The organism is Buttiauxella sp. A111 (assembly GCF_014189855.1).
GTDB classification, from domain to species: Bacteria; Pseudomonadota; Gammaproteobacteria; order Enterobacterales; family Enterobacteriaceae; genus Buttiauxella; species Buttiauxella selenatireducens.
Window position 1 is genome coordinate 558,975 of the sequence record NZ_BJFN01000001.1, and the last position, 19,503, is coordinate 578,477.

Below are 19,503 nucleotides of genomic sequence, written 5' to 3' on the forward strand. Positions count from 1 at the left end.
TTGTCGCTCCTTATCCTTTGACCGCGCCGGACATAATCCCGCGATTGAAATGTTTTTGCAGACCGAGATAAACAATGATGCTTGGCAACATCGCCAGTAAGGTGATGGCAATAAAAATGTTCGGCGTAATACTTTCGTCAGTACGCAGGCGGCCAAGAATGACCGGGATGGTATTCAGGCTGTCATGGTTCACCACAATCAGCGGCAACAGGTACTGGTCCCAAATCATGATGAAGCCAAACGTCACGACGGTTCCCAGGGCCGGTTTGACCAGCGGTAAAATGACGTGGAAGAAAATCTGCCATTCATTCGCACCATCAATTCGTGCCGCTTCTTCCAGCTCCTTAGGGATCGCGGCCATAAATTCGCTTAATACGAAAATGGAGAACGCCCAGCCAACCACCGGCATAATCATGCCCAGATAGGTGTTGTAGAGTGACGAATCAATCAGCGGCAGTTGCCAGTTGATGATCATGTACAACGGAATGGCGATCACTTCCTCCGGCAGCATCATGGTCGAAAGAATGACCAGGCTGACCAACGACACCCCGATGAATTTTTTGCGCGCCAGCGCGTAGGCGGCAAGAGCACTGACGGCAACCTGCAAAATGGTGCCAAAGAACACCACCACCATCGAGTTCAGCAAATATTGCCAAACGCCGATGTCCTGCCAGGCAAAAATAAAGTTCTCCATTGAAAACTCATTCGGCCATGCCAGGAGCTCGCCTGGTTTAACCGGTGCACCGCTGAATGCCGTGGCGACAATGCCCCAGAACGGTCCAACAAATACAATTAACAGCAAGCCATAAATCATCCAGCGGCCTACCGTATCCCAACGTTTACCTAACATGGGCTGCTCCTTAATAGCGGGCAATGCGCTTTTTCAACGTGAGGTGACAGATTGTCAGCACCACCGTGAAGGCGAATAACAGGAACGACACCGCCGAAGCATAGCCGTAGTCAAATTGTTCAAAACCGAGTTTGTAGATATGGGTCATGATCATTTCAGTGGCACCGGATGGCCCACCACCTGTCGTGGCATACACTTCAGCAAATACGCGGAAACCGCGAATGAACGAAAGCATCAACACCACAGAAATGGCCGGGATCATGCCAGGCAACGTGACGTAACGCAGGCGGTTCCACCAGTTCGCGCCATCCACATTTGAGGCGTCGTACAAATCACGGCTAATCCCCGCCAGACCGGCAATAAAGATAACCATGTTGTACGGCACCGCTTTCCAGATATGCAGCAACATGATCACCCAAAGTGACTGATCGGCACTGGCGAGGAACCCCTGGTCTGCAACACCGAACCAGCTCAGGATATGGTTCACTACACCATTAGGCGTAGGGTTAAACAGGATGCGCCACATTTCGGCGACGATGGCCGCACTGGTCACAGCCGGTAAGAAAATCGCGGTACGGATGAAACGCAAATGGCGGGCGGGTCCTTCAAGCAACATAGCCAGGAAGAATGCCAGAATGGCCCCAACCACCATGGTCACCACCACATAAAGAAAGGTGTTGAAAACGGCCGAATGCAGTTCAACATCTGCAAACGCGCGGGCAAAGTTGGCAAACCCAACCCATTCGTCAGGTTGATTGAAGTTCACTTTGTAAAAACTCATCACCAGCCCTTGCAGCATCGGGATGAATTTAAACCAGGTGAAAATGACTAGCGCCGGAGCAAGAAATATCCACGGCACCAGGTTTCGTTTCTGGCGGGAGGTTAACATCGTTGTTTTCGCTCTTGTTTATACCCGTCATACTTCAAGCTGCATGTGCGTTGGCTGCGCTCAATCGCCCGAATCACTTACTCAAGTAAGCTCATCGGGACTCTTTCTCTTGCCGCCTTCCTGCAACTCGAATTATTTTGGGTATGCATTCTTTACCCTTCTCAAGGGAGAAAGGGACGGATCGGGATTACTTCGCCAGCACCTGCTGTTTAGCCAACTCAGCGTTGACCTTTTCGTTGGTGGTTTTGAGTTCGGCGGCAATATCGCTGTTGCAGTCAGCCAGAATGCTATTGAAACCATCGGCGGTTATCTGGCGAATTGGTGTCCAGTTTGGAACTTGCGGCACATAGCGGCCCTGTTCGGCGTAAAGTTTGCTGAAAGTTGCCCAGCGTTCATCGTTATAGACCGCTTGCGTATCAACCATTTTGTTTACAGGTAAGCGCACAACAGGCATATGTTTGCTGCCTTTGCCCATACCAATTTCTTGCCCTTCCTGGGAAATCATAAATTCAATGAATTTGCGAGCCGCCTCTTTGTTTTTGCTGCTTTTCATCATGAACGCCGTAGTCCCTTCAGCAAGCGTCGCGCTGCCTTTCGGCCCCGTTAGCGTCACCACTTCGAACTTGTCTTTGCCAGGATCTTTATCAAATAGCGCGATGTGATAAGGGCCGGTGAAAAACATTCCCGTTTGCCCGGAACGGAAGGACGGAATGATGTCGGCGGTGGTGGCGTTAATGGCACCCGGCTGGACGACTTTTTCGCACAACATGCCGCGCATAAATTTCAACGCTTCGCGAGCGGCAGGTTCGTCGAGTGACGCTTTAAACGTCCCTTTCGCCCCTTCGCGGATAAAATCACCGCCGGCCTGCCACAGGAATGCACTCATAAACCAGCTGGCGTAACCGCGTGTGGTGGCACCCGGCAGTAAAAAGCCGTAAGTGTCGTTTTTGCCATTGCCATCAGGGTCTTGAGTCGTAAAGGCTTTGGCTAACGTTTCGACGTCGCTCCAGGTTTTTGGCGCAGGTAAGCCTAATTTTTCGCGCCAGTCTTTACGCACGAACAGTGCAAAGGTTTGAGCTGACGTCGGAACCCCATAGAATTTACCGTCGGTGTAACGGGTACTTTCCCACGCGGTTGGATAAAGGTTTTCACCTCCGGCAATGGCTTTCGGGTCAATTTCTTCCGCGATACCTAGTTGGATAAATTGCCCAATCGCGACTGCATCGTTAAAGATGAGGTCAGGCAGTGCGTTGCCTGCCGCAGCCCTGGCGAGGCGCTGTTCGAAGTCGGTAGTGGCATTAAAGTACTCAATTTTAATCCCGGTTTTTTTCTCAAACGTTTCAGCCTCTTGTTTGTAAATATTTTTGGAGTCGTTACTGGCACGGATCCAGACATTCAGGGTTTCAGCCGCAAATGTTTGCGTGGCACCTAAACCAAGAGTTGAAATCAGCAATAGAGATTTTAATTTTGTAGGAAACATTTATTTTTCACTTCCTTATTTAAGAGGTTCAATTAAGAGATTCAATTAATAGCTTAATGGAGTGAAGCACGTTATTTCTGAAATGAAAAAAAACGTCCAGCAATTAAACAGAACACCTAACTCAAAAACAACAGCAAAAAAAAGAAATGGTATTTCATAATCAAAAAGTATGCTGCAAATCACGCTCATAAGTAATGTAGAAAAAATGCATTTTTAAATTTTTAACAAAATCAATGTGTTATAAACTTAAACAATAATCACACATAATCAATAAAAGTTTAAAAACGCTATTTTATGTGACATGGAATACATTTTTAGAGGTATTTTCACATTGGCGGCATTAATTTGATATGAATCACATAAATTTTAAATCCGTCTCTTACACTGCGCACTCAACATTCGAAACATTATTTCAAATCTCATATTTAACGAAAAATTAATAATATCAGTGAGCGTTTAAATATATCGCAGCGACCCCATGCGATGGATGCTTTTCGCTCCGGGATAATTTTTTCAACCTACTGATGGACGTAGAGAATATGCGCCAGAAAAAGACTCATTTATTGTCTTGCCTGTCATTGCTTTCGCTGGCTGTGGTGGGTGCACTAACCGCCTCGCCGCTATACGCCGCCGATGCACATCCATTGCAAATTAAGCTCGAAGATTTGCGCTATAGCCAACAGCAAGTGAACGCACAAAACCCACAGTTTGTTGGCGCGTATCACAAACTCATTGCTGTCGCGGATAAAGCACTGAATAAACCGCTGTATTCGGTGATGGATAAAACGCTGATCGCCGCCAGTGGCGATAAGCATGATTACTACAGCTTCCCGCCCTACTGGTGGCCTGACCCGACGAAAAAAGATGGGCTGCCATATCTGCGTAAAGACGGAGAAACCAATCCCGATGCCAACAGTGATGCCACAGACAAAAAACGCTTAGTCAGCATGAGTAATGATGTGTGGACACTGGCGTTGGCATGGCAATTTACGCAAAAACCCGCCTACGCTGAAAAAGCACGCGATCAGTTATTGAACTGGTTTGTGAAGCCAGAAACGCGCATGAATCCTAATTTGCAGTATGCGCAGGCGATTCCTGGTATCAACGATGGGCGGGGAATCGGTCTGATTGACAGTCGAGCCCTGGTAGAAGTGATTGATGCGGTTGAATTATTACGCCCGGCGAATGTGATAAGCGATGAAGATTATCAGAAGATAAAACAGTGGTATGGCGATTTTTACCATTGGATGACCACCAGCCAAAACGGATTTGAAGAAGATAACTGGCACAACAATCACGGCACTTATTTTGATTTACAAGCAGCGTCCTTTGCCCTGTTTAGCGGCGATACGGCAGCGGCAAAAAAGCGACTGCAAATAACCCAACTGCGACGTATTCCTTCCCACTTTGATAAGGAAGGCCGCCAGATGGCGGAAATTGAGCGCACGCGACCGTGGCATTACAGCAATTTCCATCTTGAGGCTTACAACAAACTGGGGCGTTTGGGGGAAGTTGCTGGGGTTGATGTGTGGAATTTCTCCCTTGATGACCATAGTTTGCGCAAGGGTTATCACTACATTGCACACTACATCAATGGCAATGAATCATGGCCCTGGAAGGATATTGATAAAATGGACGATAAAAAAGCCCTGATCAACATGGTCAGTGCCGTACGGGCCTGGCCTGACGACAAAGTGTTTTCTGAAAAAGCCGCGTGGCTAATGGCGAAATATCCCGATGATATTTCACATCTGATTACCCCGTTAAAACCACATAGCCAGGGATGAAGGATCGAGCGATGAAGCAGTTCACCACGCAACAACTTATTCTTCTTCAGCAACGCGTTAGCGCTCAACCCGAGATCATTGAACAGTTGATTGCCGATAACAGTGTGGTTCTCAACAACCCCGTACTCGTGCCGGAAACTGCGCGGGCAACCTGGAATCTCTATTATTTTTGCCCTGAGCACGGCGTCAGGCTGGTGTGGGATCGCAACTCCCCGACCGCCCATTGTTGCCCGGTCGATGGGCAACAGTTTAGCGGCGAGCCCTTTGATGGCGCGTGGTGGCGTGAGCTCAACGGCCTGAATGCCAAAGCCTGCCACCAGCTGGGTTTATTGTGGCAACTTACCGGTGAGCAGGTCTATCTGGATAAAGTCCGTGAACTGCTGCTGCGCTATGCCGAATTCTATCCGGATTACGAAATTCACGGCGGTATTCCGTACAATGGGCCGGGGAAAATGAATGCCCAGACGCTGTGCGAAGCGAACTGCATGCTGGATTTCGCCCTCGGCTATGATTGCATCGCTGAGGCGCTTACCGTCGAGCAGCGCAACACGATTACGACGCGATTATTGCGCGAAGGTGCGCAGTTTTTGATGGCCCATCGCACAGCCCAATTACATAACCATGAAGTGAAAATCGGCAGCTCGGTGGGGGTTTTGGGTCTGGTGCTGGAGGACGATGCGTTAGTCGAATTCGCGGTCAATCAACCTTACGGGCTGCGCTATCAGCTTGAGCAGGGTTTATTCGACGAAGGGCTGTGGTTCGAGGGGTCTATTCATTATCATTTCTACGCGCTACAAGGCTTTCTCGCCTTCGAAAAGCTGGCCATCGGTACACGCTGGAGTTTGCTGGACAAACCTTACTATAAAAAAATGCTCAGTTTCCCACTGACTCTTTTGATGCCTGACGGTACCTTTCCACGTATCAATGATTGTATCTACGGCCAGGAAAAATTAGACCACAGCCATCTTTATCAATTTGCATGGCATTACTATCGTGATGAGCAGTATGCCGCCGCGCTCAAGGTTATCAATGCGCAGCACCCACAACCGAATCTCGATGCTTTTCTTTACACGACTCCACTGCCAGAGACGGTTCCTGAGCTCATTCCAGTCTGCCATCTTCATGCCCCTGATTGTGGCCTGACCCTGTGGCGTAACGCAGAAAAGCAACGTGCGTTATTGATTAAACACACGCCTTTCGGCGGTGAGCATGACCATTATGACCGCCTGAATATTCTACTGTTTAATGATGGACAAGAGATCCTGCCGGATCTTGGCACCACCGGTTACGGTGCGCCAATGCATTATGCGTATTACAAAAACAGCGCCACCCATAACACCATTACAGTCAATCAAACCAACCAGCCCCCTGCGCTACCCGTGGTGCATCAGTATCACGCAAGCGAGGCGTTCTGCTGGCTGGATACAGAAGTCGACTGGCGACAAACGCCGCCTGAACTCGACAGCCACACTCGCGTACAGTGGGACAGCGAAGCGTGGCGTGACGTGCGTTTTCGCCGCCGTTTGTTATGGCTGGATAACGCATTAATTGATATCAGCAGTGTGCAAAATCCGCATTGCCAACAAGTTGACTGGACGCTTCATCTTCAGGGGAAAGCGCTGGATGTTGAGGGGGAGCCAGGTCAGTTTAGTGCCCACGGCCCACTGACGATGATGAATGACGCGCATTGTGCATCGTTAACGAGCAGTCAGCCTCGCCACTTTGCCACCCACCCTAACGGGCAAGCATTATGGCTTTATGGTCAGGCCGAGTTGTGGCAGGGAAACGCGCCGGATAACCCTGCCATTGGGGAGTTAAGTTATCTGGTGTTACGCAGCCATGACCTTCAACCGGAGTTCGTCAGCGTTTGGGATTTTGATAACCAGCAACCTATCACCGATATGCAGGTTACGCCGGACAACGGGGGTATGCGTATTTTGCTAAAACGTGGTGAAGAGGTGTTAGTCGTCGATGTGACAAATGACTTCACGGCCCTTCCTCGTCTTCAGCATTCCCATCTGCCGTTATGAGAGAACACTCCGCCGGTTATAGGCGGAGTGTTAATATATTGTTACTAACCAACTGTTTTTATTGAATTTAAACAAACAAGATCTGCGTCTCAATGGTTATCCCTACATTCTGTAATGCTAATGGCATGTGTAATTTTAGGGGACGACCATGATAACTATTGAATTCATTGTTATTATTTTATGCCTGTTAGTCGGCACACGCTTTGGCGGGATGGGGCTTGGCCTGATCAGTGGGATTGGGCTGTTTATTCTCACCTTTATCTTTGGTCTTGAGCCAGGAAAACCGCCCGTTGATGTGATGCTGACCATTCTTGCGGTGATTGGTTGTGCCGCCACCTTGCAAACTGCAGGTGGCCTGAATGTCATGATGCAGTTTGCCGAGCGTCTGCTGCGCAAACACCCTCAGCACATCACTCTGCTTGCCCCCTTCACCACCTGGATGCTGACTTTCCTGTGCGGCACAGGCCATGTGGTGTACACCATGTTCCCAATCATTGCCGATATCGCACTGAAGAAAGGTATTCGTCCGGAACGCCCGATGGCGGTGGCATCAATTGCCTCGCAAATGGCGATTACCGCTTCTCCCGTCTCAGTGGCGGTGGTTTCGCTGATTTCGATTCTGGCGGCAAACCACGGTATTGGCCACGCGTGGGGCATCCTAGATATTCTCTGCGTTTCCGTGCCCGCCTCCTTGTTTGGAGTGCTGATTGCGGCGCTGTGGAGTTTGCGTCGTGGCAAGGATTTGCAAGATGACGTGGAGTTTCAGGAAAGACTCAAAGATCCAAAACAGCGTGAATTTATCTACGGCGGCAGCGAAACCCTGATGAACCAGGTTTTCCCCAAGCAAGCCTACTGGTCAACGTGGATCTTCTTTGCCGGCATTCTGGTCGTGGTGTTGTTAGGGGCGATTCCGGCGCTGCGCCCGGCTTTCGATATCAAAGGTTCGTTAAAACCGTTATCAATGAATCTGGTTATCCAGATGATGATGTTGATTGCGGGTGCCGTGATGCTCATCGTGTGTAAAGTGAATGCTTCGGCCATCTCCAACGGTGCGGTGTTTAAAGCCGGAATGGTGGCGATTTTCTCGGTATTTGGTGTCGCGTGGATGAGCGATACCTTTTTCCAGGCCCATCTTGAAGAACTAAAAATGGCGCTGGAAGGCGTGGTGAAAAGCCATCCATGGACTTATGCCATTGTGCTGTTTTTGGTTTCGAAATTGGTGAACAGCCAGGCTTCGGCGTTAACGGCCGTCGCTCCGATGGGCTTGATGCTGGGCGTTGAGCCGAAAATGCTGATTGCCTTCTTCCCGGCATCCTACGGTTACTTCGTTTTGCCGACTTATCCAAGTGATTTGGCGTGCATCGGTTTCGACCGTTCCGGCACCACAAAAATAGGCAAATTCATCATTAACCACAGTTTTATTTTGCCAGGTTTGATCGGTGTGAGTTGTGCGTGTGCGGCGAGTTATTTGTTGGTAATGACCTTCTTTTGACGGTGAATCGCCCTTTTAACAAAGGGCGATTCACGTACAGAAGTTAATGCGCTTCGCCCTGCGGCGTAAACTTCAGCTCAATCAACGAAATCGCTTTTTGAATCGCGCGGCGGGTCACAGGATCTGCCGCTGCCGGATGCGTGGCGAAATCAATGGTCTTCAACTGATTCGCCATTTTTTCACGCACTTCAACGGGTGCAATCACATCAATGACATCCAGAATTTGCTTTATCACTAACTGGCACGCCACCACATCGGATACTAATTCCTGGTCGGCAGATAATTGTTCAGACATTATTTCTCTCCTGTTTCGCAATGGGCGTCATAGTACATATCTGTACGCTGAAACGGTATAAATAATAGAATGCTGTCAGGAAAAATAAGGGCACAACAATGACTGAACATGAAAAATTACTGGCGGGTCTGAACTACAACACTCGCGACCCTGAGCTACTCGGGATGTACCACAACGCACGCGCAATCACTAAAAAACTGGCGCAACTCGATTCCCACGACGCGGAGAGCAAACTGGCGCTTTTACGCGAAATGCTGGGCGGTTTTGGCGATGAAAGTTGGATTGAGCTACCGTTTTGGTGTGATTACGGCAAACACGTCACGATTGGTCGCAACTGCTTTATCAACACCAATGTGGTGTTCCTCGACTGCAATACCATAACCATTGGCGATAACACCCTGGTGGGGCCAAATGTACAGTTCTACACGCCGGTTCATCCGTTATCAGCAAAAGAGCGACTGACTGGAAATCCCGATTATCCATTTTTGACCTGCGCCAAACCGATTGTGGTCGGCAGCAATGTCTGGATTGGTGGCAACGTGGTTATTTTGCCAGGGGTGACTATTGGTGATAACACCACCATCGCGGCGGGCAGTATTGTCAGCAAAGATATCCCGGCGGGCGTGTTGGCGATGGGGCAGCCTTGTAAAGTGGTGCGGGAGCTTGAATAAGCCCCCGCTGTGTTTACGATTCGTTGAATAGCCAACAAGCTACACGATGGCCTGGCGCAATCTCCCGCATCATCGGTGATTGGCTCTGGCATTTGTCCATCGCTCTTGGGCAGCGGTTGCAGAATTTACACCCCTGCCAGTCGCTGATAGCCCCGGGTAACTCCCCTTTAATGCCCCCCTGATCCAGCATTTGCACATGCGGGTCAGCCACCGGTATAGATGCCAGTAGCGCACGCGTGTAGGGATGTGCCGGTTCGGTATACAACGTTTCAGCCGGCGCTTCTTCGACGAGTGCGCCCAGATACATCACGCCAATCCGGTCAGAAATATGGCGAACCATAGAGAGGTCATGGGCGATAAACAGGTACGTCAGCCCTAACGCCTGCTGTAAATCCTGCAAAATATTCACCACCTGCGCCTGCACGGAAACGTCCAGCGCCGACAGCGGTTCATCGCACAAAACAAACTCCGGGTTGACCGACAAGGCGCGAGCAATGCTGATTCGCTGGCGCTGGCCGCCGCTGAACTCATGGGGAAAACGATTCAAATGCTCAGCTTTTAACCCCACTTTCTCCAGCAGTTCCAGCGTGCGCGCCGTGCGTTGCTCTTTGCCATATCCATGGATTTTCATCGGCTCGGCAATGAGTTGCGCGACCGTCATACCAGGGTTAAGTGACGAGTACGGATCCTGGAAAATGGCCTGCATGCGGCGGCGCAACGGCTTGAGTTGCTTATCGCTCATGTTGGCAATGTTCTGGCCGGCAAACTCAATTTCACCGTCAGTAATATCAAACAAACGAAGCACGCTGCGCCCTAATGTCGATTTACCGCACCCTGATTCACCCACCAGCCCGTAAGTCTCACCGGGATAGATATCAAAACTCACACCGTCCACCGCTTTTACCGGTGGCGTTTTGTTAAACCAACCCTGCTGACTCTGGTAATACTTGCGTAGCCCGTTGACCCGAACTAATGGCTTAACGTCCTGCATTGTTCACCTCCGCGTTCACCTCAGGGTCCCATAACCAGCACATAGCCTGGTGTTCCTCTCCCGTTTCATACATTGGCGGCAGCGTACTGCAACGCGCCATGCGCTGCGGACAACGCTCAGCAAACGGGCAACCCGGCGGTGGATTCAGTAAGCCGGGTGGCGAACCTTCGATAGGCGATAAACGCGCCCCGGTTTCGCCCGGACGAGGCAGGGACGCCAGCAAGCCACGGGTATAAGGGTGAGCGGGTCTGTAGAAAATATCTTCCACACTGCCCTGCTCCATCACCAGCCCACCGTACATCACGACCACTCGTGAACAGACCTGTGCCACTACGCCCAGGTCATGAGTGATCAACATAATGGCGGTATCGGTTTGCTGTTGCAGTTGTTTTAACAGACGTAAAATTTGCGCCTGAATGGTGACATCCAGCGCGGTGGTTGGCTCATCGGCAATCAACAACGCGGGATGGCATGAGAGCGCAATCGCAATCATCACGCGCTGGCGCATACCGCCGCTGAATTCATGCGGGTACTGGTTATAACGGATTTCCGCGTTGCCAATACCCACCTGTTGCAGCATGGCAATGGCCTTTTCTTTCGCCGCTTTTTTGCTGAGATTCTGATTACGAATCAGAATCTCACTCATCTGTTTGCCAATTGTCAGCACCGGATTGAGCGCAGTCATCGGATCCTGGAAGATCATCGCAATATCATTGCCACGAATATGACGCATCTGTTCCAGTGTTTTACGGGCTAAATCTTCACCCTTAAAATGGACATGTCCCCCCACCACTTTGCCATTGCTGCCCAGAAGTTTGAGCACCGACTTACAGGTGACACTTTTACCACAGCCAGATTCACCGACGATCCCCACCACTTCACCGCGTTTTACCGCAAAGCTCACGCCACGCACCGCCTTCACTTCCCCTTCACGGGTGAAGAAGGACGTTTGCAGGTTGTCGAGTTCCAGTAAGTTATTCATCACGGTTAGCCCCCGGCTCAAAGGCGGTACGCAACACATCGCCCAGAACGTTAAAACTCAGTACCGTCAGCAAAATCAGAACCCCAGGGAACATGGCAAGCCAGGTGGCTTCGCCAATGAAAGATTGTGCGTTGTTCAGCATACTGCCCCACGACGCATTCGGCTGTTGTACGCCAAGTCCGAGGAAGCTGAGTGTCGATTCCATCAGGATCGCCGAGGCTATATTCAGCGTCGCGGCCACCATAATGGTCGGCAAGATATTCGGGATAATATGGCGTGCAATGATGATGAACGGGTGTTCACCGCAAGCGCGCGCGTACACCACATATTCACGCTCTTTGACCGACAAGGTTTCCGCCCGTACCAGACGAGACATGTTCATCCACGTCAATGCGCTGATAATCAAGATGATATTGGCAATTCCTGGCTTCAGGTAGGCGTTGAGTACCAGCAATAAGAAGAACGCCGGAATCGACAGCAAAATATCGACGACACGCATCATGATGTTGTCGACGCGGCCACCAAAATAGCCGCTAACCGTACCCACCAGGGTGCCAATCAGCGTTGAAAATAACATGGAAAGGAAACCGACCATCAAAGAGATCTGGCCACCGTATAAGGCACGGGTGAAATAGTCGCGCCCGTAGTCATCGGTGCCAAACCAGTGCGTCACACCCGGAGGCAGTAATCTTGCGGTCAGCGACATCTGGTTAGGATCAAAAGGACTCAGTGCTGCCAGTAATGCCGCAATGCTGAAAACGATCAGGACCAGTAATGAGAATTGAGCTGGACGATTACGTTTCAGGCCATGTTTAACTTGTTGCCAACGTCTACTCATCGTCTTACCTCAATGCCTTAATACGCGGATCTGCCACGCGATACAGCATGTCTGCCAATAAATTACCGATGATAAGCATCAGTGAAGAAAGCATGATCATCGCCATGATCAACGGGTAATCCAGTGAGGTTATCGACTGGATCCCAAGCAGGCCCATTCCCGGCCAGGAAAAGACACTTTCGGTGACATACGCGCCGACCACCAGTTCGCCAAACGACAGACCAAACAGCGTAATAACCGGCAGCAGCACGTTTTTGAGAACATGGCGGAATAAGATGGAGCGGCGAGTGGCGCCGTATGCCAACTGCGTTTGCACATAATCCGCTGACAATTGCGTAATGGTGTTGGAGCGGATGTAACGCACATAACTTGAGAGGTTGTAAAAAGTCAGCGCGATACACGGCAAAATCCCATGGCGAATCACATCCAGCCAGGAATCCTCCACGCCAATGGAGCGCATCCCCATACTCGGCAGCCAGTTGAGCTGCACAGAAAACACCGTGATAAGCAGGATACCAAACCAGAAAATCGGCACTGAAATACCGATGTAGGCAAACATGTTCAGGAAGTTATCCAGCCAACGATGTTTGAAAGCCCCGGCCAGCAAACCCAGTGGTAGGGCTAACACTATTGCCAGAACCAGCGATGCCCCCATTAGCCCAAGCGTTGCCGGAATACGTTCAGCAATCATGGTTAATACCGGGCGGTGATAGATCAGTGAATATCCCAAATCCCCTTGCAGCACGTTTTTCAGCCACAACAGGTATTGCATAAACATGGGTTTATCAAGTCCAAGACTGTGACGGATACGTTCAATATCCTCAGGGCTCATACGGGGTGTGATATAGGCCTGCACCGGATCGCCGGGTGCCAGTTTGACCAGCAAAAACGACACCAGAGAGATGAAGAACAGCATCGGCACAAGTTGCGCCAGGCGTCGTACTAACACATTGTTCATACTGCTTTCCAGGTTTTCCCCAAAATAAAACCCCCAGCTTAGTGCTGGGGGTAAGTGCTTGTTACTGTTGTTGATAGATTTTTGACAGATCCTGGAACATATAAACCGGCTTAGGTTCGGCTTCTTGCGTCCCGGCAAAATGTTTATCTACAGCAACCACGGCGTTGGTGTAAGCAATCGGATACCATGCCATGTCGTTTGCCACCGTCTGCTGAATTTGCTTATAAATATCAGCACGTTTGGTTTTATCTGTTTCGGTCGCGCCTTGATTCCACAACGCATCGAACGCTGGGTTTTTGTAGTGCGCGTAGTTATAAGCTTCGTTGCTCATATACAACGACTTATAACCGTCAGGCTCCATACCCATGATGTAACCGCCAAGGCTCAGTTCATAAGCGATGTTTTTCATATCCAGGCTACGCTGTGACATCGCGTTAGCATCCAGAGGCATCAATTCAACCGCAATTCCCACGTTTTTCAGCTGTTGCTGAATATACAGCCCCATGCTTTCCTGGGTTTTGTTGCTGTTGATATAGGCAAGACGTAACTTCAGATTGGCTGGAGCACCAGACTCTTTAAGCAACGCTTTCGCTTTTTCCACATCGAATTTATAGGTTTCAACCTCGTTGGTTTGATATAGCGTATCTGGCGTCAAAATAGACGCGGCAGGTTGCGCGTAATCCAGCGAAGAGAATGCCGCCTGAACCAGCTCATCTTTATTGATGGCATAGGCAATAGCCTGGCGCAGCGTTTTGTTCTTCATGCTATCGATGTTCTGGTTGAACGTCATATACGCCAGACGGCCTTCCGGATAAATAACGAAGTCGAATTTACCGCTCGATTTCAGGCGCGTGACATCTTGCGGATCAACCATCTTCATGTTGATTTCGCCGTTTTGTAGCGCAAGGTTTGCGGAGTTGCTGTCTTTCGCAAAACGGTAGGTGACGGCATCCAGCTTCGGTTTACCGTTCCAGTAGTCATCAAAACGTGTCAGCGCGTAATACTGCCCGGCACGATATTCTTTAAATTTGAACGGACCCGAACCGACTGGCGCATCGTTTTTGGTGCTCTTTTCCATGTCACCATTTTCATCAGCAAACACATGCTGTGGGATCGGGTAAATCTGTACCAGCGTCCCGACAAACGCAGCGCTCACCTGTGGCAACGTGAATTTCACCGTTTGGTCATCAATTTTGCTGACCTGAATCGGCTTGCCGCCATACACGAACATACTGCGGAAGAAGCTGTGCTGTTTCTCATCGAGCAATTTGTTGAAGGTAAACACCACGTCGTCAGCGGTGATGGCTTTGCCATCCTGCCATTTCAGATTTGGTTTAAGTTTAAGAAGGTATGAGAGGTTGTCATCAGACGGTGTCAGGCTTTCTGCCAGGCCCCATTCGATTTTGTCGCCATTGAAGCTATACAGCGGAGCATACAGCGCTTGCATAATCGTCAGCGTAGTACGGTCACTGGCATACAGCGGGTTCATCGCTAACGGATCACCACTGGTAATACCAACAATCAAATTGCCGCCATCCTGGGAAGCTTGTTTTGCCGGGGCAGGACTTGCCGCAGTTTCAGTTTTCGCATCATCACAGCCTGAAAGAGCCAGGGCCAAAGAAGCAAACAGCGCAGATAACAACAGGGGTTTACGCATTTAATCACGGACTCCATCTCAAATAGAGCCCGCATAGTGCACCACCCTTACCCACAATGTAAATAAGTGTAAAACGCATAACGATATGCGAAAAAGTGCTAAAGCATAAATTGTCGATATATAAGGGAATATAGAGGGTAAAAATTCAAATTTCAGGCATAAAAAAACCTGCCGTAGCAGGTTTTTCTTCAGTCAGGCAGATCAGAACATGCCAGCTGGCGGTACATCTTTAAAGGTTTTGCAGTACTGCTCAAACATGCTTTTCAGGATTTTGCGCATTTTCATTGTGTGCTCCAGTTTTTTCTTTTTACAGGTGTTGCTCTTTATGGGGCTCATAATATGACATTCGTCACATAAATCAATAGATATGTGACGCGCATCACACATTTTTCGTGTGGACTTTACAAGTTCGTCACATGAAATGGCTTGCAAATCCAATACTTAACTGGTTAATTGGCTAAATTAATTTTTAAAACATTATTTTAATTCTGAGTTTCATTCATGGAAAACTCCCCTTCTCAGACACCAAAACGTGGCATTTCTGGCATGGCGTTGTTGGTTGCTGGCGCATTTTTTATGGAATTTCTCGATGGGACGGTTATTGCTACCGCTCTGCCGGAAATGGCAAAAACGTTTGGTGTCGATGCCGTTGATCTGAATATTGGTATGAGTGCTTATTTGCTGACTCTGGCCGTGTTGATCCCGGCAAGCGGTTGGATTGCCGACCGTTTTGGCGCACGCAAAGTCTTTACCCTCGCTCTCGGGATCTTTACCTTTGCCTCCGTGCTGTGCGGGATTGCCAATACGCTGGAACAGTTTGTCGCAATGCGCATCTTGCAAGGGGTTGGCGGTGCGCTGATGGTGCCCGTCGGGCGACTGGCTGTGTTACGAACCACGCCTAAACATTTACTGATCACCGCTATCGCCACGCTGACCTGGCCTGCACTGGTTGCGCCGATAATTGGCCCTCCGCTGGGTGGTTTCATCACCAGTTATGCGTCGTGGCGTTGGATTTTTTATATCAACCTGCCGCTTGGACTGATTGCAATGGCGCTGGCGTGGCGTTTGATTCCTGATATTCATGATGACGAACGCCGTCCGTTTGATGGTATCGGATTTACCGGTACCGCCGTGGCGATGATTAGCCTGGTCTACGGTCTGGAAATGCTTGGGCAATCGCAGGTTAATCTCCTGCCAACATTGGGGCTGCTGCTATTAGGCGCCGCATCGTTATGGTTTTCACTCTGGCATTTTAAACATGCCCAACATCCGATGATTCGACTTGAGGCTTTAAAGGTACAAACCTTTGGCGTGACAATGTACGGGGGATCGCTTTTCCGCACCTCTATCAGCGCGGTACCCTTTTTATTGCCACTGCTGTTCCAGGTCGGTTTCGGTATGGATGCTTTTCATTCGGGCATGCTGGTTTTAGCGGTATTTGCCGGAAACCTTGCCATGAAGCCCGCCACCACGTCGCTGATTCGAGCGTTAGGCTTCAAAAAACTGCTGATTTTAAACGGTCTGCTCAATGTCGCGGCTCTGTTGGCCTGCGCATTTCTCACTCCGCATACTGCTGTCTGGTTGACGATAGCCATCCTGTTTTTTGGCGGGATGTTCCGCTCAATGCAATTTACCGGCATCAGCACCCTCGCCTTTTCAGATGTGCCATCCTCACAAATGAGCTACGCCAATACGCTCTTTAGCACCGCGACACAGCTGTCTGTTGGGTTGGGAATTACGCTGGGCGCGATTGGGATTCGCCTTGGAGAGAAAATAAGCCAGTGGTTCGATGTCGCGTCGATTCCAGGGATGTCGATCAAAATATCGTTTGTGATGATTACATTGATTTGCCTGCTCGGGCTGATTGATTTACTGCGACTGCCGCATAACGCCGGGAGCAGTGTGTCCAAAAAGCAATAATGCGGTCTGCCAACAGGTTTCTTCAGGTCTCAATTATACTTAACGCGAGTGATCGGGTGTCGTTGAGGTCGTGATGAAACATATGACGTTTAGAGTAATGCTGGTTCTGGCGCTAATCAGTTTTCAGGCAAAAGCCGCTGAACCCGCCGAACATTCACCCTCGTTAAACTTCCCTACGCTACATAAACCGAGCCTGCACGGTGGCATTCAACAGCGATGGCCGGAAGCGCCGCAGGCGGATATCAACCATCAACACTGGGATGCGCAGCATCTTGACGCTGCACGTCAGACGCAGCACGCCGTGGATTAAGCGATTTGACGCAAATAAAGATGGTCAGCAAAGGCTGACCATCTTTATTTGCGATTAAATACTATCAGGCAAGAATTTCGCGAACGAACGCTTCAATTTCTTTGTTCTGGCAGTTTTCGAAGAAGCACTTCTGGAAACGCTCACCCGTCACAGCCGTTTTCACCAGCTCAGGATCGATAGAACGCAGGGTGTCCAGATAGTTTTCTTTTACCACCGCAGCTTTAACCTGATTCAGAATACCCGCGTTACGAACCTGTGGCTCTTTACGCTCGATTGGGTAGCCTTCGCCTTTACGGCCAGTGAATGCTTTTTCAAACATGTAACGTACGTTCAGCTCTGCACCCCAGCCGAAGCCTTTAGCGAATGCCAGTGACAGCGCGTTTCCGTTGTTGATTTGGGAGAACAGGAAAGCATCAGCTGGATCCAGGCAGTATCCGCAAACCACACCCGGGTGGATGTTCAGGGACATCATTGCACCCTGGCCTGTGCCACAACCGGTCACAACGAAATCAACGGCTTTAGAATTCAACAGAATGCTCGCCATAATACCGAGGTGGATGTAGGTCAGGTGGTGATCCTGCTCATCGCTCATACCGACGTTGTAAACCGGGTACTCTTTCTCAGCAGCAACCGCTTGCAACTCATTAAGAATGATTGCGTTTTTGCCAGCCTGACTGTTTTCCATCATCAGTGCTATTTTCATTTCCGTCTCCTGATTGGGTCACGGGATTTCCCGCGGTGAAAAGCTTAGGTCTGCAGTAACGATACTATCTAGCAAACATACTTTCAAATTTAATGAAATTTAGTTTTAAAAAATAAAGATGGGCTCACACTTCTGCGTTTTACCCGATGAAGAGCCGTCTGTTGATGCCGATTTGGCATTACGAAACAGCGCCACACTATCGTTAAGCTGATGCGCCTGCTTTTCCTGTTCAAAACTTTCAATCACAATGGAATCGGCACGCATATGATTTCGGCAGTAAATTATCACCCGATTATTATCTTAAATTTAGCTTAGAAGGCGCTCTATTCATTAACGTAAAGGAAATTATGCAGCTTTGTGCTGTTGGTAATATTCTGTTTTGCTGCATGCTAAAATCATAAGAAATATCATTTGAGCCTCAGCATATGAAATCTGTTTATTTGCTTTTAGTGGCTGCGTTATTAAGCGGTTGCACCATGAATAAAACCCCACAGCCCGTCAAAGGAAGCGAAGTTGCAGGGGTTGTGCGTCTGGGTTTTGATATTGCCCCATTACAAAGAGCGAAAATTGATACCTACGTTGCACAGTCAGCAGCCAGCCACCAGTGCCAACAATGGGGTTATACCGCTGCATTCCCCTATGGGGAGCCAATCAGAACCTGCTCCCTGACCAGCGGCGCGTTGTGCCTGAACCAAACCGTTACGCTTGAGTATCAGTGCCGGGGCATCGGAATGGAGAAATACCTTAGGGATGAAATAGCCGTCCAGTGAAGGGAGAGAATGTATTCATGGGGTGGACAATATATTATGCTTCACCCTATTAATTAAATAATAATCATTCCTATTGGCCTGTAATAATTGTTTTAAAAAAGAATAATATTAGCAACCATTCTCATTACAATAATATAATTAACAATTCCTTTGCATTATAGAAATAATAAAATTAAAGTAGCGCCATTGTTAAAGTCCTAATTCTCATGGAGCGCCTCATGCTTAAAGCTGAAATGATCGAAAAACTTAACGAACAAATGAATCTTGAGCTTTACTCTTCCCTGCTTTATCAACAAATGAGTGCCTGGTGCAGCTACCATAGCTTTGAAGGGGCTGCCGCTTTCCTGCGTCGCCATGCTCAGGAAGAGATGGAGCACATGCAGCGCCTGTTTGCTTATTTAACGGATACCGGAAGCTTGCCTCGTATCAATGCTATTCCAGCACCAGACCATGATTATACTTCTCTGGATAGCTTGTTTAGCGCAACATACGAGCACGAACAGTTAATTACTCGCAAGATTAATGAACTGGCTCATGCGGCGATGACCTCTCAGGATTATCCGACCTTTAACTTCCTGCAATGGTATGTTTCTGAGCAGCACGAAGAAGAAAAACTGTTTAAATCTGTACTGGATAAATTAAGTCTGGTGGGTAAAAGCGGTGAAGGTTTGTATTTCGTAGATAAAGAACTTTCTACCCTGGATACACAAGCTTAATAAATTCTAACCGGTAAGCATGCTTTATGCTTACCGGTTCTCGTTTTCATAAGTGTTCCTTGCCCTACCCTGCAAAACACCTCTTTTCCTTAGATCCCATGCATCTTTTTTACCGCAACACTTGCATATAACTACCTGTTGGTTAAGACATTTTCGTCAACATA

20 protein-coding genes are annotated in these 19,503 nt (G+C 49.0%); 8 read left to right on the forward strand and 12 right to left on the reverse strand.

Going from position 1 to position 19,503, the window contains the following annotated elements; genetic code table 11:
• Window positions 1-10 precede the first annotated feature (10 nt).
• From BSPA111_RS02510 to BSPA111_RS02520, 3 genes are all read right to left on the reverse strand, one after another.
• Window positions 11-850 carry a carbohydrate ABC transporter permease gene (locus BSPA111_RS02510; RefSeq protein WP_064545771.1) on the reverse strand — a complete coding sequence of 280 codons (840 nt, stop codon included), beginning with the start codon at window positions 848-850 and terminating at the stop codon, window positions 11-13.
• A gap of 10 nt (window positions 851-860) precedes the next feature.
• Window positions 861-1,739 (reverse strand): carbohydrate ABC transporter permease, encoded by an 879-nt coding sequence (locus tag BSPA111_RS02515; protein WP_183269630.1) that lies wholly within the window; start codon window positions 1,737-1,739, stop codon window positions 861-863.
• A 187-nt stretch (window positions 1,740-1,926) separates the two neighbouring features.
• The gene (locus tag BSPA111_RS02520; protein ID WP_183269631.1) at window positions 1,927-3,219 is read right to left on the reverse strand and encodes a sugar ABC transporter substrate-binding protein; all 1,293 of its coding nucleotides are present in this window, start codon (window positions 3,217-3,219) and stop codon (window positions 1,927-1,929) included.
• A 563-nt stretch (window positions 3,220-3,782) separates the two neighbouring features.
• Between BSPA111_RS02520 and BSPA111_RS02525 the strand changes: the two genes are divergently transcribed.
• The 3 genes from BSPA111_RS02525 (at window position 3,783) to BSPA111_RS02535 (ending at window position 8,528) form a co-directional block, all read left to right on the forward strand.
• Window positions 3,783-5,006, forward strand: coding sequence for an alginate lyase family protein (locus BSPA111_RS02525; RefSeq protein WP_373925623.1), 1,224 nt, complete (start codon window positions 3,783-3,785; stop codon window positions 5,004-5,006).
• A gap of 11 nt (window positions 5,007-5,017) precedes the next feature.
• Window positions 5,018-7,036: a heparinase II/III family protein gene (locus BSPA111_RS02530; protein WP_183269633.1), complete on the forward strand. Its 2,019-nt coding sequence runs from the start codon at window positions 5,018-5,020 to the stop codon at window positions 7,034-7,036.
• 148 nt (window positions 7,037-7,184) lie between these two features.
• Window positions 7,185-8,528, forward strand: coding sequence for an anaerobic C4-dicarboxylate transporter (locus tag BSPA111_RS02535; RefSeq protein WP_183269634.1), 1,344 nt, complete (start codon window positions 7,185-7,187; stop codon window positions 8,526-8,528).
• A 43-nt stretch (window positions 8,529-8,571) separates the two neighbouring features.
• Here the strand turns inward: BSPA111_RS02535 and BSPA111_RS02540 are convergent, their stop codons facing one another.
• The gene (locus BSPA111_RS02540; protein ID WP_064559159.1) at window positions 8,572-8,823 is read right to left on the reverse strand and encodes a DUF2766 family protein; all 252 of its coding nucleotides are present in this window, start codon (window positions 8,821-8,823) and stop codon (window positions 8,572-8,574) included.
• A gap of 98 nt (window positions 8,824-8,921) precedes the next feature.
• On the opposite strand from BSPA111_RS02540, the gene BSPA111_RS02545 reads away from it, so the two are divergent.
• Window positions 8,922-9,494, forward strand: a complete 573-nt coding sequence (locus tag BSPA111_RS02545) for a sugar O-acetyltransferase (protein ID WP_183269635.1) — start codon at window positions 8,922-8,924, stop codon at window positions 9,492-9,494.
• A gap of 13 nt (window positions 9,495-9,507) precedes the next feature.
• Here the strand turns inward: BSPA111_RS02545 and BSPA111_RS02550 are convergent, their stop codons facing one another.
• From BSPA111_RS02550 to azuC, 6 genes are all read right to left on the reverse strand, one after another.
• A complete protein-coding gene (locus BSPA111_RS02550) occupies window positions 9,508-10,485 on the reverse strand; it encodes an ABC transporter ATP-binding protein (RefSeq protein WP_183269636.1) in 978 nt (325 codons plus the stop codon).
• On the reverse strand, window positions 10,472-11,467 hold the full coding sequence (locus tag BSPA111_RS02555) for an ABC transporter ATP-binding protein (protein WP_183270272.1): 996 nt from the start codon (window positions 11,465-11,467) through the stop codon (window positions 10,472-10,474). The genes BSPA111_RS02550 and BSPA111_RS02555 overlap by 14 nt, the downstream gene beginning before the upstream one ends.
• The gene (locus BSPA111_RS02560; RefSeq protein ID WP_183269637.1) at window positions 11,460-12,305 is read right to left on the reverse strand and encodes an ABC transporter permease; all 846 of its coding nucleotides are present in this window, start codon (window positions 12,303-12,305) and stop codon (window positions 11,460-11,462) included. Before BSPA111_RS02560 ends, BSPA111_RS02555 begins: the two co-directional genes overlap by 8 nt.
• A 4-nt stretch (window positions 12,306-12,309) precedes the next feature.
• Window positions 12,310-13,263, reverse strand: coding sequence for an ABC transporter permease (locus BSPA111_RS02565; RefSeq protein WP_183269638.1), 954 nt, complete (start codon window positions 13,261-13,263; stop codon window positions 12,310-12,312).
• Between the two features lie 61 nt (window positions 13,264-13,324).
• Window positions 13,325-14,920: an ABC transporter substrate-binding protein gene (locus tag BSPA111_RS02570; protein ID WP_183269639.1), complete on the reverse strand. Its 1,596-nt coding sequence runs from the start codon at window positions 14,918-14,920 to the stop codon at window positions 13,325-13,327.
• Between the two features lie 201 nt (window positions 14,921-15,121).
• On the reverse strand, window positions 15,122-15,205 hold the full coding sequence (gene azuC / locus BSPA111_RS02575; protein ID WP_115628089.1) for a stress response protein AzuC: 84 nt from the start codon (window positions 15,203-15,205) through the stop codon (window positions 15,122-15,124).
• Window positions 15,206-15,421: 216 nt separating this feature from the next.
• Here azuC and BSPA111_RS02580 point away from each other — a divergent pair, with 216 nt between their 5' ends.
• Window positions 15,422-16,840 carry an MFS transporter gene (locus BSPA111_RS02580; protein ID WP_183269640.1) on the forward strand — a complete coding sequence of 473 codons (1,419 nt, stop codon included), beginning with the start codon at window positions 15,422-15,424 and terminating at the stop codon, window positions 16,838-16,840.
• A gap of 82 nt (window positions 16,841-16,922) precedes the next feature.
• Window positions 16,923-17,150, forward strand: coding sequence for a hypothetical protein (locus tag BSPA111_RS02585; RefSeq protein ID WP_183269641.1), 228 nt, complete (start codon window positions 16,923-16,925; stop codon window positions 17,148-17,150).
• Between the two features lie 64 nt (window positions 17,151-17,214).
• Here the strand turns inward: BSPA111_RS02585 and BSPA111_RS02590 are convergent, their stop codons facing one another.
• Together BSPA111_RS02590 and BSPA111_RS02595 are read right to left on the reverse strand one after the other, a co-directional pair.
• Window positions 17,215-17,853 (reverse strand): RpiB/LacA/LacB family sugar-phosphate isomerase, encoded by a 639-nt coding sequence (locus tag BSPA111_RS02590; RefSeq protein WP_183269642.1) that lies wholly within the window; start codon window positions 17,851-17,853, stop codon window positions 17,215-17,217.
• Between the two features lie 105 nt (window positions 17,854-17,958).
• On the reverse strand, window positions 17,959-18,117 hold the full coding sequence (locus tag BSPA111_RS02595) for a hypothetical protein (protein ID WP_183269643.1): 159 nt from the start codon (window positions 18,115-18,117) through the stop codon (window positions 17,959-17,961).
• A 212-nt stretch (window positions 18,118-18,329) separates the two neighbouring features.
• On the opposite strand from BSPA111_RS02595, the gene yecR reads away from it, so the two are divergent.
• Window positions 18,330-18,623: a YecR family lipoprotein gene (yecR, locus tag BSPA111_RS02600; RefSeq protein WP_255459217.1), complete on the forward strand. Its 294-nt coding sequence runs from the start codon at window positions 18,330-18,332 to the stop codon at window positions 18,621-18,623.
• A gap of 218 nt (window positions 18,624-18,841) precedes the next feature.
• Window positions 18,842-19,339 (forward strand): non-heme ferritin, encoded by a 498-nt coding sequence (ftnA, locus tag BSPA111_RS02605; protein ID WP_183269645.1) that lies wholly within the window; start codon window positions 18,842-18,844, stop codon window positions 19,337-19,339.
• The last annotated feature ends 164 nt before the right edge of the window (window positions 19,340-19,503 follow it).

What these genes read in the sequence shown, in the direction of transcription:
- BSPA111_RS02570 (WP_183269639.1), bottom strand. Translation starts at nt 14,920, where the DNA reads ATGCGTAAACCCCTGTTGTTATCTGCGCTGTTTGCTTCTTTGGCCCTG.
- yecR (WP_255459217.1), top strand. Translation starts at nt 18,330, where the DNA reads ATGAATAAAACCCCACAGCCCGTCAAAGGAAGCGAAGTTGCAGGGGTT.
- BSPA111_RS02560 (WP_183269637.1), bottom strand. Translation starts at nt 12,305, where the DNA reads ATGAGTAGACGTTGGCAACAAGTTAAACATGGCCTGAAACGTAATCGT.
- BSPA111_RS02590 (WP_183269642.1), bottom strand. Translation starts at nt 17,853, where the DNA reads ATGAAAATAGCACTGATGATGGAAAACAGTCAGGCTGGCAAAAACGCA.
- BSPA111_RS02585 (WP_183269641.1), top strand. Translation starts at nt 16,923, where the DNA reads ATGACGTTTAGAGTAATGCTGGTTCTGGCGCTAATCAGTTTTCAGGCA.
- BSPA111_RS02545 (WP_183269635.1), top strand. Translation starts at nt 8,922, where the DNA reads ATGACTGAACATGAAAAATTACTGGCGGGTCTGAACTACAACACTCGC.
- azuC (WP_115628089.1), bottom strand. Translation starts at nt 15,205, where the DNA reads ATGAAAATGCGCAAAATCCTGAAAAGCATGTTTGAGCAGTACTGCAAA.
- BSPA111_RS02595 (WP_183269643.1), bottom strand. Translation starts at nt 18,117, where the DNA reads ATGCGTGCCGATTCCATTGTGATTGAAAGTTTTGAACAGGAAAAGCAG.
- BSPA111_RS02535 (WP_183269634.1), top strand. Translation starts at nt 7,185, where the DNA reads ATGATAACTATTGAATTCATTGTTATTATTTTATGCCTGTTAGTCGGC.
- BSPA111_RS02540 (WP_064559159.1), bottom strand. Translation starts at nt 8,823, where the DNA reads ATGTCTGAACAATTATCTGCCGACCAGGAATTAGTATCCGATGTGGTG.
- BSPA111_RS02520 (WP_183269631.1), bottom strand. Translation starts at nt 3,219, where the DNA reads ATGTTTCCTACAAAATTAAAATCTCTATTGCTGATTTCAACTCTTGGT.
- BSPA111_RS02565 (WP_183269638.1), bottom strand. Translation starts at nt 13,263, where the DNA reads ATGAACAATGTGTTAGTACGACGCCTGGCGCAACTTGTGCCGATGCTG.
- BSPA111_RS02510 (WP_064545771.1), bottom strand. Translation starts at nt 850, where the DNA reads ATGTTAGGTAAACGTTGGGATACGGTAGGCCGCTGGATGATTTATGGC.
- BSPA111_RS02530 (WP_183269633.1), top strand. Translation starts at nt 5,018, where the DNA reads ATGAAGCAGTTCACCACGCAACAACTTATTCTTCTTCAGCAACGCGTT.
- BSPA111_RS02555 (WP_183270272.1), bottom strand. Translation starts at nt 11,467, where the DNA reads ATGAATAACTTACTGGAACTCGACAACCTGCAAACGTCCTTCTTCACC.
- ftnA (WP_183269645.1), top strand. Translation starts at nt 18,842, where the DNA reads ATGCTTAAAGCTGAAATGATCGAAAAACTTAACGAACAAATGAATCTT.
- BSPA111_RS02550 (WP_183269636.1), bottom strand. Translation starts at nt 10,485, where the DNA reads ATGCAGGACGTTAAGCCATTAGTTCGGGTCAACGGGCTACGCAAGTAT.
- BSPA111_RS02515 (WP_183269630.1), bottom strand. Translation starts at nt 1,739, where the DNA reads ATGTTAACCTCCCGCCAGAAACGAAACCTGGTGCCGTGGATATTTCTT.
- BSPA111_RS02580 (WP_183269640.1), top strand. Translation starts at nt 15,422, where the DNA reads ATGGAAAACTCCCCTTCTCAGACACCAAAACGTGGCATTTCTGGCATG.